Source organism: Saccharopolyspora sp. NPDC003752 (assembly GCF_053605825.1).
In genome coordinates this window covers 1-12373 of the sequence record NZ_JBSGJZ010000076.1, presented here as the reverse complement: position 1 = coordinate 12373, position 12373 = coordinate 1, and the positions used below count along the sequence as shown (strand labels likewise).

The 12373-nt window shown below is 72.3% G+C and carries 11 protein-coding genes; 6 read left to right on the top strand and 5 right to left on the bottom strand.

From position 1 onward, the window contains the following. Positions 1–215 precede the first annotated feature (215 nt). Genes ACWEV3_RS43030 through ACWEV3_RS43020 form a run of 3 tightly spaced genes read right to left on the bottom strand, consistent with a single transcriptional unit; the run spans position 216 to position 3259 of the window. On the bottom strand, positions 216–1733 hold the full coding sequence (locus ACWEV3_RS43030; RefSeq protein WP_452619444.1) for a tripartite tricarboxylate transporter permease: 1518 nt from the start codon (positions 1731–1733) through the stop codon (positions 216–218). A gap of 3 nt (positions 1734–1736) precedes the next feature. Next, positions 1737–2276 carry a tripartite tricarboxylate transporter TctB family protein gene (locus tag ACWEV3_RS43025; RefSeq protein ID WP_452619443.1) on the bottom strand — a complete coding sequence of 180 codons (540 nt, stop codon included), beginning with the start codon at positions 2274–2276 and terminating at the stop codon, positions 1737–1739. Next, on the bottom strand, positions 2273–3259 hold the full coding sequence (locus ACWEV3_RS43020; RefSeq protein WP_452619445.1) for a Bug family tripartite tricarboxylate transporter substrate binding protein: 987 nt from the start codon (positions 3257–3259) through the stop codon (positions 2273–2275). The genes ACWEV3_RS43025 and ACWEV3_RS43020 overlap by 4 nt, the downstream gene beginning before the upstream one ends. 603 nt (positions 3260–3862) lie before the next feature. On the opposite strand from ACWEV3_RS43020, the gene tatA reads away from it, so the two are divergent. Together tatA and ACWEV3_RS43010 are read left to right on the top strand one after the other, a co-directional pair. After that, a complete protein-coding gene (gene tatA / locus ACWEV3_RS43015) occupies positions 3863–4105 on the top strand; it encodes a Sec-independent protein translocase subunit TatA (RefSeq protein WP_452619442.1) in 243 nt (80 codons plus the stop codon). Between the two features lie 218 nt (positions 4106–4323). Beyond that, positions 4324–5514 carry a site-2 protease family protein gene (locus tag ACWEV3_RS43010; RefSeq protein WP_452619441.1) on the top strand — a complete coding sequence of 397 codons (1191 nt, stop codon included), beginning with the start codon at positions 4324–4326 and terminating at the stop codon, positions 5512–5514. Positions 5515–5518: 4 nt separating this feature from the next. Here the strand turns inward: ACWEV3_RS43010 and ACWEV3_RS43005 are convergent, their stop codons facing one another. After that, complete coding sequence (locus tag ACWEV3_RS43005; protein WP_452619440.1) at positions 5519–6904, bottom strand: nicotinate phosphoribosyltransferase; 1386 nt, start codon at positions 6902–6904, stop codon at positions 5519–5521. 98 nt (positions 6905–7002) lie between these two features. Here ACWEV3_RS43005 and ACWEV3_RS43000 point away from each other — a divergent pair, with 98 nt between their 5' ends. The 3 genes from ACWEV3_RS43000 to ACWEV3_RS42990 all read left to right on the top strand — a co-directional run bounded on the left by ACWEV3_RS43000 (position 7003) and on the right by ACWEV3_RS42990 (position 10059). Next, on the top strand, positions 7003–7821 hold the full coding sequence (locus tag ACWEV3_RS43000) for a universal stress protein (protein WP_452619439.1): 819 nt from the start codon (positions 7003–7005) through the stop codon (positions 7819–7821). 92 nt (positions 7822–7913) lie between these two features. Then, on the top strand, positions 7914–8402 hold the full coding sequence (locus ACWEV3_RS42995; protein WP_452619438.1) for a DoxX family protein: 489 nt from the start codon (positions 7914–7916) through the stop codon (positions 8400–8402). A 325-nt stretch (positions 8403–8727) separates the two neighbouring features. Next, positions 8728–10059: an MFS transporter gene (locus tag ACWEV3_RS42990; RefSeq protein WP_452619437.1), complete on the top strand. Its 1332-nt coding sequence runs from the start codon at positions 8728–8730 to the stop codon at positions 10057–10059. A 45-nt stretch (positions 10060–10104) separates the two neighbouring features. Here ACWEV3_RS42990 and yczE read toward each other — a convergent pair whose 3' ends face one another. Beyond that, positions 10105–10779: a membrane protein YczE gene (yczE, locus tag ACWEV3_RS42985; RefSeq protein WP_358565914.1), complete on the bottom strand. Its 675-nt coding sequence runs from the start codon at positions 10777–10779 to the stop codon at positions 10105–10107. 92 nt (positions 10780–10871) lie between these two features. Between yczE and yczR the strand changes: the two genes are divergently transcribed. Beyond that, on the top strand, positions 10872–12263 hold the full coding sequence (gene yczR, locus ACWEV3_RS42980; RefSeq protein ID WP_452619436.1) for a MocR-like transcription factor YczR: 1392 nt from the start codon (positions 10872–10874) through the stop codon (positions 12261–12263). Positions 12264–12373: the final 110 nt, after the last annotated feature.

The window sequence follows — 12373 nt, the reverse complement described above, 5'->3', positions numbered from 1 at the left end:
TCGACGGACAGCGGCGGCGCCGTCGATTCCGGCACCACCTGGCACCACGGCGACTCGAGCTGGGGGCACGACTCGGGCTGGTCGCCCGGGCGACCACCACCACTCACGACTGCGCGCTCGCACCAGGCGGAATCAGCCCCGGCCCGAAACTCCTGAACATGCGCGAAGGGCGCCTTCGGGCGGATGTGCCCGAAGACGCCCTTCGTCCGGGTGGATCAGGCGTCGACCCGGTCCGCCGGTTCCGCCGGTTTCGGCGTGCGGCGGACGAGGCGGCTCCACAGCGGGTACGTGAGCAGGATCGCGATGATCACGTAGACCACGATCGCCAGCGGCGAGTTCACCAGGCCCGTCAGGTCACCATCGCTGATCTGCAGCGCTCGGCGCATCTGCAGCTCCGCGGTCGGGCCCAGGATGACGCCGATGATCGCCGGCAGCACCGGCAGGCCGAAGCGGCGCATCGCGAAGCCGATCGCCCCGATGATGAACAGCAGCACCAGATCCATCGCCTCGCCGCCGATCGCGTACGCACCGACGCTGGCGAAGAACAGGATGCCCGCGTACAGGTACGGCCGCGGGATCTGCAGCAGCTTCGCCCACACCGGCGCCAGCGGCAGGTTGATCACCAGCAGCAGCGCCAGGCCGACGAACATGCTCGCGATCAGCGCCCACACCAGGTCCGCTTCGCGCTGGAACAGCAGCGGACCGGGCTGGATGCCGTACTGCTGGAACGCCGCCAGCATCACCGCGGCCACCGAGGTGGTCGGCAGGCCGAGGGTGAGCATCGTGACCATGGTGCCCGCCGCGCTGGACGTCGAGGTGGCCTCCGGGCCGGCGACGCCCTCGATCGCGCCCTTGCTGCCCCACGTGCCCCTGCGGCGGCCCAGCTGCCGCTCGACGGTGTAGGACAGGAAGGTCGGCACCTCGGCGCCCCCGACCGGGATCGCGCCGAACGGGAAACCGATCAGCGGGCCGCGCAGCCAGGGCTTCCACGCCCGCCCGAGGTCCTGCCGGGACATCCACGGCCGGCCGACCGGGATCGGCTTCTCCTGGGTGTTGCGCAGGTGCGCGGCGACCCACAGCGACTCGCCGACCGCGAAGAGGCCGACCGCGACGAGCACCACGTCGATGCCGTCGACCAGCTGCAGCGAACCGAACGTCAGCCGGGCCTGCCCGCTCATCTGGTCGAGCCCGACCAGCCCGATGGTCAACCCGATCAGCAGCGAGGCGAAGCCGCGGATCCGCGAGCTGCCCAGCACCGTCGAGGTCGCCACGAACGCCAGCACCATGAACGCGAAGTAGTCCGGCGCGCCGATGTCGACCGCGTAGCCCGCGATGACCGGTGCCAGCAGCACCAGCAGGATGAGGCCGACCAGGCCGCCGACGAAGTGCCCGACGGCCGCCGCGGCCAGCGCTTGCGCGCCCCGGCCGTTCTTGGCCATCTTGTTGCCTTCGATGGCCACCACCACCGCGGCGCTCTCGCCGGGGGTGTTGAGCAGGATCGACGTGGTCGATCCGCCGAACATGCCGCCGAAGTAGATGCCGGCGAACATGATGAACGCGCCGGTGGGATCCAACGCGTAGGTCACCGGCAGCAGCAGGGCCACCGCCATCGCCGGGCCGATGCCCGGCAGCACGCCGACGGCGGTGCCCAGCACCACGCCGATCGCGGCGAACAGCAGGTGCTGCGGGGTCAGGGCGGTGGCGAAACCGCCCAGGAGGTTCGTCAGGTCCATCGGTTACAGCACCCCCATCAGCGGGCCACCGGGCAGCGGAACGCCGAGCAGTTCGTTGAACGCCAGCCACGTCAGCACCGAGATGGCGGCCGCGATGAGCGGGTCCCGCACCGGGTTGCGGCTGCCCAGCGCGTAGGCCGCACCCCAGAACATGATCGCGGCCGAGGCCGGGAACCCGATGATGTTGATCAGCGCCGCGTTGAGCAGGAAGAACCCGGACAACAACAGCAGCGTGCGCCAGTCGGTCGGCGCGTCGAGGTCGACGTCCTCGCCGGCCTCGGCCTCGCCGCGGCCGCCGCGCAGCACGTCCCGCGCCAGCAGCAATGACACCAGGACCAGCAGCGAACCGACCACGACCGGCACCGCCTTCGGCCCGACCGGGCCGCGCTGCGCGAAATCGGTCGGCATCAGGGCCGCGTCGACGAGCACGAGCGCGCCGACCGCGAGCAGCAGCACGCAGATGCCGAGCTCGGAGTGCGCGCGCCACCAGCTCTCGCGCACCGGCTCCGCCGGCGACTCCGTCTTGTCCGCAGTGGAACTCATGCCGCCCCCAACTCCTTCAGCACCGACGCGACGCGGTCGTTCTCGGACGCCAGGAACGCGCCGAAGTCATCGCCGGTCTGGAAGGCGTCGGACCACCCGTTGAGCTTCATGGCCTGCTGCCACTGCTCGCTGGCGTGCAGCTTGGTGAACAGCGAGATCAGCTTCTCCCGCTCCTGGTCGGTGATGCCCGGGGGCGCGACGATGCCCCGCCAGTTGGTGAAGCTGACGTCCACACCGGACTCCCGCAGGGTCGGCGCGTCGATGCCGGGCACCCGCTCCGGGCTGGTCACCGCCAGCGCCCGCAGCTCGCCCGCCGCGATCTGGTCGCGCGTCTCGCCGATCCCGGAGACGCCGAAGGCGACCTTGCTGCCGAGCACGGAGGCCATCAGCTCGCCGCCACCGTCGAACGGCACGTAGTTGACCTGCTTCGCGGACAGGCCGATGGCCTTCGCGGTCAGCATCGGCGCCAGGTGGTCCGGGCCGCCGGGCGACGAGCCGCCGCCGACCGGAACCGCGCCGGGGTCGGCCTTCCACGCCGCGATCAGCTGGGCGATGTTCTGGTACGGGGAGTCCTTGGCCACCACGATGACGTCGGATTCCTCGGTGAGCTTCGCGATCGGCGTGGTGTTCTGCAGCGACACCGGCGAGTGGTTGGTGTAGACCGAGCCCACCACGCCCAGGCCCATCGACATCACCATCGCGCCGTTGCCCGACTCGTTGACCAGCCTGCCCAGCCCGACCGTGCCGCCCGCGCCGGGCAGGTTGAACACCTCGGTCGGCCCGTTCAGCCCGGTGTCCTCGATCGCCTTGACCGCGGTGCGCGCCGTGATGTCGTAGCCGCCACCCGGCGTGTTGGGCACCATGACCCGCAGGCCGCGGATCTGCGAGCCCGGGGCATCGCCCCCCGAACTGACCAGGGGCGGCACCAGCAACACCAGCAGCGCCGCGCCCAGCACCGCCAGGACCACTTTCAACTTCCGCATCATCACCTCACTGTGACACCGGTCTCCCGGACCGGGTGGTGGGTGATGGTGCCGCACGGCACCACGCGGCGTCTCGCTTTAGCACCTATCGGAAGTTGTGGAAGTTCTGTCACCGACCCGGAGGTGCCGGTTCTCAGGTGGCCTCGACGCCGAAGGCGGCGTCTCTCCGGGGCATGGAACGGGTTGCCGCGGCGCGGAAATCGCGACAGGAGGGTCTTCGGCCCGGCGCCGCCGAGCAGGTAGTTCGCGACCGCGCGCCGCGGGTCGAGGTTGCGCAGGTCGCCCAGCTGCCGCATGGTTCGCGCCCACCGGCACCCGGGCGAGCCCGCAGAATGATCATCCACAGTAGACACGACGTTGCCGGGTGCCCACCTGGATTCCAGGCCGCCGCCACGTGTTCTCCCCGGTCGCACCGAAGCGGATTCGCCCTGGTCAGGAATCGGGCGCTCGGCCGGGGCGGCGCCGGGGCGGCGTATACTCCGACCCGTTGGGAAACGACGGGTCACCTGGTCCCACGGGAGCCGGCACGCCACGGGCTCCCGCACCGGACGACGGCGGCGTCGCGGGGCCCAGGTGTCCACGACAGCGAATGGAAGTACGCCCATGGGTTCGCTCAGTGCCTGGCACTGGCTGATCGTGCTCGCCGCGGTCCTGCTGCTGTTCGGATCGGCGAAGCTGCCGCAGATGGCCCGCTCGCTCGGCCAGTCCGCCCGCGTGCTCAAAGCCGAAGCGCGCGGCCTGAAGGACGACGAGAAGGCCGCCGAGCGCGACCAGGACGAGCTGGACTCCGGCAAGCCCAGCCCGCAGCAGGTCGACGACAAGCAGCGCGACGACCCGAAGAACTGACGGCCCCGCGCAGGAGCCGCAGGCCCCGGCCGCCCACGGCGACCGGGGCCTCGTTGCGCCGGGACTTGGTCGCAAGGACTTCGTCGAACACGTGATCCAGGAGACAACCTCCGTTCCCGCGATGGCCGTCGCCGGCGTCCTGCTGTTCGCGGCCCGGCGTGATCCTGGGGACGGGGAGGCACACTGGGGGTGAGGCTCAATCCGGCAGAGGTGCGGTCATGCGCGGAACGGTCCCGGTGGGACGAGTGGCTGGGGTGCGGATCGGACTGCACTGGAGCGTGCTCGGCATCGTCGTGCTGGTCGCCATCGGGCTGGCGGGCTACCAGCTGCCGCTGGCCTTCCCCGGGCACTCCACCGTCGGCTACGCGCTGGCCGGGCTGGCCGCCGCGGTCCTCCTGGTCGGTTCGCTGCTGGCGCACGAACTCGCGCACGCGATCGTGGCCCGCCGCAACGGTGTCGCGGTCGAGGGCATCACGCTGTGGCTGCTCGGCGGGATCGCCCAGTTGCGGGACGAGGCGCGAAGTCCCGGCGCCGACCTGCGCATATCGATCGTCGGGCCCGTCACCAGCGCCGTGGCCGGCGTGGCCTTCGGGGTGCTGGCCTGGGGCGCGGACCGGGTGGGCGCGGGCGGCCTCGTCGTGGGCGTGCTGACCTACCTGGCGGTGCTGAACCTCGTGCTGGCGGTGTTCAACCTCGTTCCGGCCGCTCCGCTGGATGGCGGCCGCGTACTGCGCGCCGCGCTGTGGCGATGGCGCGGCGACCGGTTCGAGGCGGCCGCGTGGTCGGCCCGCGCCGGGCTCGGGCTCGGCGGCCTGCTGGTCGCCGCCGGATTCGCGCAGTCGATCCTCCAGGGCCCCGAGGGGATGTGGTGGATCCTGCTGGGGCTCTTCATCGCGAGCATCGCCTTCGCCGAGGAACGCCAGGCCCGCGCGGGGATGGCGCTGTCCGGGGTGCTGATGCGGGACGTGATGTCGCATCCGGTCGAGACCGTCGACGGCCGTTCGACGACCGGCGAGTTCCTGGACCGCCGCCCCGCGCACGCCAGTTTCCCGGTGCTGCGTGAGGACGGCGGGGTCGACGGACTGGTGTCCCTCCGCCGGATCCGCTCGCTGACCGCCTGCGGCCAGCCACCTGCCACGCTGCGCGACGCCGCCTGCCCGATGACCCGCGTGCCCACCGCGGCACCGGACGAGCCGCTGGCAGCGGTCCTGCCCCGGCTCTCGGAGTCCACCGACGGGCACGTTCTCGTCTTCGACGACGGCCGGCTGGTGGGCATCGTCGCGCCCTCGGACATCGACCGCGCCGTCGCGGCGCGCGGCGTCCACGTCATCCTGCCCGCGCTGGTGGAACGCGAAGCGAACCGGCAGGCCCCGCCGCCGAACTGGTGGTACCCCGGCCGGCCGAGCTGAGCGCTCACAACGCCTGTTCCAGGCGATGCCGGACGGAATCGGCGGACCGCAGCAGCATCGGCGTCGCGCGCACCTCGACCGGCTCCGGACCGATGAGCCGCCGGGCCGGTTCGGGCAGCCACCGCAGGTCGCGCTCGAACCGGCGCCGCGCCGCCTGGACCGGCTCCGGCTGATCCACCCGCGCGCCGCCGCGCATGGCGGGCTCCAGGAGCGGTTCACGGCCCGGCGGCGGGTCCTCGGTGCGCAGCGCGAGCAGGTCGGGCCGTCCGGGCTCGCCGCGGTAGACCTGTTTCGCGCCGGGCGCGGTCAGCTTGCCCACGGACAGCTTCATCACCGGCGTCCCGCCGTATTCGACCAGCTTGTAGGCGCTGTCCAGGGATGGCGCGTCGGCGGAAACGCCCATCTTGGTGCCCACGCCGAACATGTCGATCGGCGCGTCGGTGAGTCCGGCGAGCGCGTGTTCGTCGAGCCCACCGCTGGCCATGATCCGGGCATCCGGGAAGCCCGCGTCGTCCAGCAGCCGTCGCGCCTGCACCGCCAGCTCGCCGAGGTCGCCGGAATCCAGGCGAATCCCGATGCGGCTGCCGGCGGGCAACTCCCGGGCGACGTCGATCGCCGCGCGCACGCCGCGCAGGGTGTCGTAGGTGTCGACCAGGAACACCACGGCATCGGGGAAATCGGCGGCGAACGCCCGGAATGCGGTGCGTTCGTCGGGGAACGCCTCGACGTAGGAGTGCGCCATCGTCCCGGCGGCCCACAGCCCGAACTCGCGTGCGGCGGCGACGTAGCTGGTGCCCGCGAACCCGGCGATGGCCGAGGCACGAGCGACCGCCCGGGCCGCCTCCAGCCCGTGGGTGCGGCGGGCGGCGAAGTCGACCAGGTCCGCGTGCGGCGCGGCGATCCGGCAGCGGGCCGCCTTGGCCGCGACCGCCGTCTGGAACGTCGCGAAGTTCAGCAGCGCCGTCTCCACCAGCTGCGCCTGCGGCAGCGGCGCCGTGACCTCCAGGAGGGGTTCGCCGGCGAAGACCACCCGGCCCTCGGGAACGGCCAGCACGTCGCCGGTGAAGCGCAGTTCCGCCAGCGCGGCCAGATCGCCTTCCGGCAGATGCACGACGTCGCCGAGGTAGGCCAGGTCTTCGGCGGCGAAGTGCAGCCGTTCCAGGAAGTCCAGGCAATCGGCGAGCCCCGCGGCGACCAGGAATCCGCGCTCGCGCGGCAGGTCCCGCACGAACAGGCTGAACGTCGCGGGCAACGTCATGCCCCGGCGCAGATAGCCGGCCGCCATCCTGATCTCGTAGAGATCGGTGCACAGACCCGTCATCGCCGCGGTCGCCTCCCGGATCGACGGTTGCGCGCGCCGCGCCACCCGGCCAGAGGAGATGGTCACCATGGGCGCGCTCCCGTACGCGCCGGTAAGGCCGATCGGCCCTAGCGGCACACCCGTCCCGCTTGGCACGGTCGCGCAGGAACCTCGTGGGGGCGCGGAACATGGCGCGAGAAGAACAGTCCGTCGTGGTCGGAGTGGACGGCTCCGGCGCATCGGCGCGGGCGGCGCTCTGGGCGGCCGCGGAAGCCGTCCGGCTGTCGGTTCCGCTGCGGCTCGTGCTGGTCAGCGACGATCCGGCGCGGGAGCCCTACGCCAAGGAGCTGGTCCACGACATCGACGCCCGCTGCCGGCACGCCGCCGGCGAGCTGGACATCGTCGACGAGGTCGCCTACGGCCATCCCGCCGCGGAGCTGGTGCACCGGTCGGAATCCGCCCGCCTGCTGGTGGTGGGTTCCCACGGGCACGGCGCCCTCCGGGGCGCGCTGCTCGGTTCGATCAGCGCTGCCGTGGCCGCGCACGCCACGTCGCCGGTCGTCGTGGTGCGCGGTGTGGGCCCGGCGAAGTCCGGCCCGGTCGTCGTCGGGGTCGACGACTCGCCGGGCAGCCGGACCGCCCTGCACTACGCCTTCGACGCCGCCAACCGGCGGAGCAGCGAACTGGTCGCCGTGCAGGCGCTGCCGAACAGCTACTTCACCCCCGGCCCCCACGACGGCCCGGACCGCGACAAGCTGTTCACCCAGGCCGAACTGCGCCTCGCCGAGCAGGTGTCGGCCTGGAGCGACGCCTACCCGGAGGTCGCCGTGCGCCGGATCGTGTCGAACGTCCCGCCGGCGACGGCCCTGTGCGACGCCGCCCAGCACGCGCAGCTGCTGGTGGTCGGCCAGCGCGGGCGCGGAGGTTTCACGGCGCTGCGGCTGGGTTCGGTGGCGAGGGGCGTCCTGCACCACGCGCCGTGCCCGGTCGCGGTGGTCCCCCGCTGACCACAGTGGATGGCCGCGCGCGGACCCGCCCTGGCCGGGAAGGGGATTCGGTCGATCTCGCAGGCGAAGTCCGACCGCGCGACACTGTCCGCATGACGTCGACGCCACCGGCCACCGCGACGTTGCGGATGCGGTTGCTGGGCACCACCGCACCGAAGGCCGTCGTGCTGATCCGGTTCGTGGTGGGCTGGATCTTCCTGACCGAAGGGGTGCAGAAGTTCCTGTTCCCCGGCGAGCTGGGGCCCGGTCGTTTCGCCAAGACCCCGCTACCCGCGCCGGAGTTCTTCGCCTACCTCGACGGCGTGTTCGAGATCGTGTGCGGCGCGCTGCTCATCGTCGGCCTGCTGACCCGCCCGGCGGCCATCCCGATGATCGTCGACATGCTGGGAGCGCAGATCCTGACGAAGGCCACCATCCTCACCCACCAGGGATTCTGGAGCTACATGCACGAGTCGCGGGTGGAGTGGTCCCAGCTGTTCGGCTCGGTGTTCCTGCTGATCGTCGGCGCGGGAGCGTTCTCGTTGGACGCCGTCCTGACTGCACCACGCCGAGCAAGCCCCGGCGACACCGGAACTCCCTAGCCCGTCAGGAGTTCTCGTGATCGACCCGTGATCTCCACCGGCCGGAAACCCCCGATTTCAGGCAGAACCGGACTCGCCTGGTGAAGGCGCCGGCGACGATTTCGCGCGAAATCGCCACCCTCCCCCACGTGAAATGCCGATTTCGCGCGAAATCAGCGCCCTGCACCCCAGGCGGCCGCGGCGTCGCTTGTCGCACCTCTGGTGCAGGATGGCCCGGCAGGGTCTCGAACGGGTGCGCCGACGCACTCCGGCTTGAGGTCCTCCGGGGCGACCGGCGATGATCTTGCTCCGGCCCCGTTGCCATCCCGACACGTGAGGACTGCCGATGACCACCCACGACGGCGAAGCCGCGTTACCGACGCGCCGGATCGCGCTCGCTTCCTTCGCCGGCACGACGATCGAGTTCTACGACTTCTTCATCTACGGCACCGCGGCCGCGCTGGTGTTCCCCAAGGTCTTCTTCCCCGCGCTCGGCACCGCGGCGGGCACGATCGCCTCGCTCGCCTCGGTCGCGGTGGCGTTCGTCGCCCGCCCGCTGGGCTCCGCGCTGTTCGGTCACCTCGGAGACCGGTTGGGGCGCAAGCGGACCCTGGTCTACACGCTGCTGCTGATGGGGCTTTCGACCGTGGCCATCGGCGCGCTGCCGGGCTCGGCGACGCTCGGGATCGCCGCGCCGATCATCCTCATGGTCCTGCGGTTCCTGCAGGGCGTCGCGGTGGGCGGCGAATGGGGCGGTGCGGCCCTGCTGGCGGTGGAGTACGCCCCGCCCGGCAAGCACGGCCGCTTCGGGATGTTCCCGCAGCTCGGCCCCGGCACGGCCTTCGGCCTGAGCAGCGCGACCTTCCTGGCGGTCGAGCTGGTGCTGAGCCCGGACGCGTTCCTGGCCTGGGGCTGGCGGATCCCGTTCCTGCTCAGCGCCCTGCTGGTCGGCATCGGCCTCTACGTGCGGTTGCGGATCGAGGAGACCCCGGTCTTCCGCGAGTTGCACGCCGAGCGGGAACGCCGGATCCGGGACGCCGCGCCGCTGCGCGCCGCGTTCGGCCGCGACACCCGGCTGATCCTGCTCGCCGGGGGCACCGTGGCCGCGGCGTTCGCGCTGAACTACATGGGCACCGTCTACCTCACCACCTACGCCAGCACGGTGCTGGCGATCCCGCGCCCGACCATGCTCGCGCTCGGCGTGGTCGGCGGGATCGTGCTTGTCGCAGCGACGGCGGCCGGTGCGGCCGTATCGGACCGGTTCGGCAGGCGCCGGGTGGTCCTGGTCGGGAACGTGGCCACCTTCGTCTGCGGGCTGATCGCCTTCCCGGTCATCGACACCGCGAACACCGCGCTCGTCGGGATCGGCCTGTGCCTGCTGATGATCGGGGGCGGGATCGTCCTCGGCCCGGCGGCCGCCTACCTGGCGGAGCTGTTCGCCACCGGGCACCGCTACACCGCGGCGGGCATGAGCTACAACGTGGCGACCATCATCGGCGGCGGTGTGCCGCCCGTCCTCGCCGCGGGCCTGGTCGCCGCGTACGGCAGCAGTGCCATCGGCGTGATGCTCGGGGTGTACGGCGTGCTGAGCATCGCGTGCGGCCTGCTGCTGCCGGAAACGAAGGAGCGCTCGCTCCGCCGGATCGACGTCCCGGCGGACTCGCTCGCACAGCAGTAGGAACGTCCACAGTGGGCGGACCCGGCTCGGGTCCGCCCGCTGCGGTCACTCGTGGTCGCCGGCGAGGCGAACGGTCGTGAAGCGCAGGAAGTTCTGCACCATCGGGCCCATGCAGAACGCGATCAGCAGCGTGCCGAAGCCGACCGTGCCGCCCAGGATCCAGCCGGCGGCCAGGACGACCACCTCGATCCCGGTGCGGACCATCCAGATCGGCCTGCCGGTGATGCGCACCGCACCGGTCATCAGCCCGTCCCGCGGCCCCGAGCCGAACCTGGCCCCCAGGTAGACGGCGTCGAAGAAGGTCAGCATCAGCAGCCCGAGGACGAAGTAGCCGAGCTGCTGCGGCAGCGAAGCGGGCATCGGCACGAAGGAAGCCGCGACGTCCGCGGACGTGCCGACCAGGACGACGTTCAGGAAGGTGCCGATCCCCGGCAGTTCCCGGAGCGGGATCCAGCAGAGCAGCACGGCGACGGCCGTCAGGTTCGTCGCCCAGCCGAACGTCATCCCCGAGCGCAGCGAGATGCCCTCCGCCAGAACGCTCCAGCTCGAAGCCCCCAGCGACGACTGGACCAGGAACGTGAGGGACGTGCCGTACCCGATCAGCCCCACGACCAGCTGCGGGAACCGCCACGCCTTCTTCTCGGCGCGGAGCTGCTCGGCGGCGGTCATCCGCCGGGCCACCGAATGGCGGCGGCTTTTCGGTTGCGAGATCGAAGCCACGGGTGTCCTCAAAGTCGGTTCGGGATCAACGCCGACGATCGTGCTCGCCATCTGGCATCGGATGAAAGGGCCAGATCGTAGACTCTGGCCTCATGCACACGAGCAGCCACGCGCTCGCCCGGCTGCTGGGCGACTGGTCCGCGGGCCCGGGGCCCGCGCATCGCCGGCTCTCCGACCTGATCCGCCTGCTGATCCTCGACGGCCGGCTGCCGCTGGCCACCACGATGCCGGGCGAGCGGGATCTGGCCGCGGTGCTCGGGATCAGCCGCACCACGGTGTCCACGGCCTACGCCGCGCTGCGCGACCAGGGATATCTCAGCGCTCGCGCCCGCTCGCGCAGCCGGACCCGCGTTCCGCCTGGCGGGGACCGACCGGAGCCGGACACCACCGGCCGCGACCTGATCGACTTCTCCCACGCGGCCCCGCCCGCTCCCGGCGAGGCCCTGCACCGGGCGTACCGCCGTGCGCTGGACCAGCTCCCCCGCCACCTGCCGCGCCACGGCTATTCGCAGCTCGGGCTGCCAGAGCTGCGCACCGCCATCGCCCGGCGGTACGCCGACCGCGGGCTGGCGACGACCCCGGAGCAGGTCCTGATCACCAGCGGCGCCCAGCACGCCCTCGGGCTGATCGCCCGCACGCTGCTGCGGCCCCGCGACCGGGTCGTCGTCGAGCACCCCACCTATCCGCATGCGCTGCAGGTCTTCCGCGCGACCGGCTGCCGGGTCGTCCCGGTCCCGCTCACCGACACCGGGTGGGACGTCGAGAGCCTGTCCGCGGCCACCCGCGGCGCCGCGATGGCCTACCTCCTGCCGGACTTCCACAACCCGACGGGCTTCTGCCTGCCCGATCAGGACCGGGCGGAGCTGCGGCCGGGCTGCCCGGTGGTGGTGGACGAGACGATGGCGGAGCTCGCCCTCGACGTCGACCCGCCTGTTCCGCTGGCCGCGCACCACACCGGCGTCATCTCGATCGGCTCGGCGGCCAAGACGTTCTGGGGCGGCCTGCGGGTCGGGTGGATCCGCGCCGACGCCGGCCTCGTGCAGCGGCTCGGGCAGGCGCGGTCCGGGATCGATCTCGGCACGCCGGTGGTGGAACAGCTCGCGTGCGCCGAGCTCCTCGGCGAGATCGACCGGCTCCTGCCGGACCGGCTGGCCGACCTCCGACGGCGCCGCGGCCTGCTGCTGGACCTGCTGGCCGCACGCCTGCCCGACTGGACGACCGGCCCGTGCGCGGGTGGCTTGTCGGTGTGGGCGCGACTCCCCCAGCCGGTGAGCTCGGCGCTGGCCGCCGTGGCCCCGGAGTTCGGCGTGCGCTTGGCGGCCGGGCCGCGGTTCGGGATCGGCGGCGCGTTCGAGCGCTTCGCGCGGCTGCCCTACTCGCTGGACGCCGCGGCGATGACGGCGGGGATCGACGGCATCGCCGAGGCTTTCGCGGCCGTGCAGGCCGGGCGACGCGCCGACACGCCGCCGGCCGCGCTGGCCTGACTCAGGGGCCTTTTCGGGATGGCCCGGCTCATCCCGAAGGCGCCCGGTGCCGATGGCGGTTTCGCGCGAAACCGCCATTCCACGTGAGGCAGGGTGGCGGTTTCGCGCGA

What these genes read in the sequence shown, in the direction of transcription:
- tatA (WP_452619442.1), top strand. Translation starts at nt 3,863, where the DNA reads ATGGGTTCGCTCAGTGCCTGGCACTGGCTGATCGTGCTCGCCGCGGTC.
- ACWEV3_RS42990 (WP_452619437.1), top strand. Translation starts at nt 8,728, where the DNA reads ATGACCACCCACGACGGCGAAGCCGCGTTACCGACGCGCCGGATCGCG.
- ACWEV3_RS43020 (WP_452619445.1), bottom strand. Translation starts at nt 3,259, where the DNA reads ATGCGGAAGTTGAAAGTGGTCCTGGCGGTGCTGGGCGCGGCGCTGCTG.
- ACWEV3_RS43005 (WP_452619440.1), bottom strand. Translation starts at nt 6,904, where the DNA reads ATGGTGACCATCTCCTCTGGCCGGGTGGCGCGGCGCGCGCAACCGTCG.
- ACWEV3_RS43000 (WP_452619439.1), top strand. Translation starts at nt 7,003, where the DNA reads ATGGCGCGAGAAGAACAGTCCGTCGTGGTCGGAGTGGACGGCTCCGGC.
- ACWEV3_RS43010 (WP_452619441.1), top strand. Translation starts at nt 4,324, where the DNA reads ATGCGCGGAACGGTCCCGGTGGGACGAGTGGCTGGGGTGCGGATCGGA.
- ACWEV3_RS43025 (WP_452619443.1), bottom strand. Translation starts at nt 2,276, where the DNA reads ATGAGTTCCACTGCGGACAAGACGGAGTCGCCGGCGGAGCCGGTGCGC.
- ACWEV3_RS42995 (WP_452619438.1), top strand. Translation starts at nt 7,914, where the DNA reads ATGACGTCGACGCCACCGGCCACCGCGACGTTGCGGATGCGGTTGCTG.
- yczR (WP_452619436.1), top strand. Translation starts at nt 10,872, where the DNA reads ATGCACACGAGCAGCCACGCGCTCGCCCGGCTGCTGGGCGACTGGTCC.
- ACWEV3_RS43030 (WP_452619444.1), bottom strand. Translation starts at nt 1,733, where the DNA reads ATGGACCTGACGAACCTCCTGGGCGGTTTCGCCACCGCCCTGACCCCG.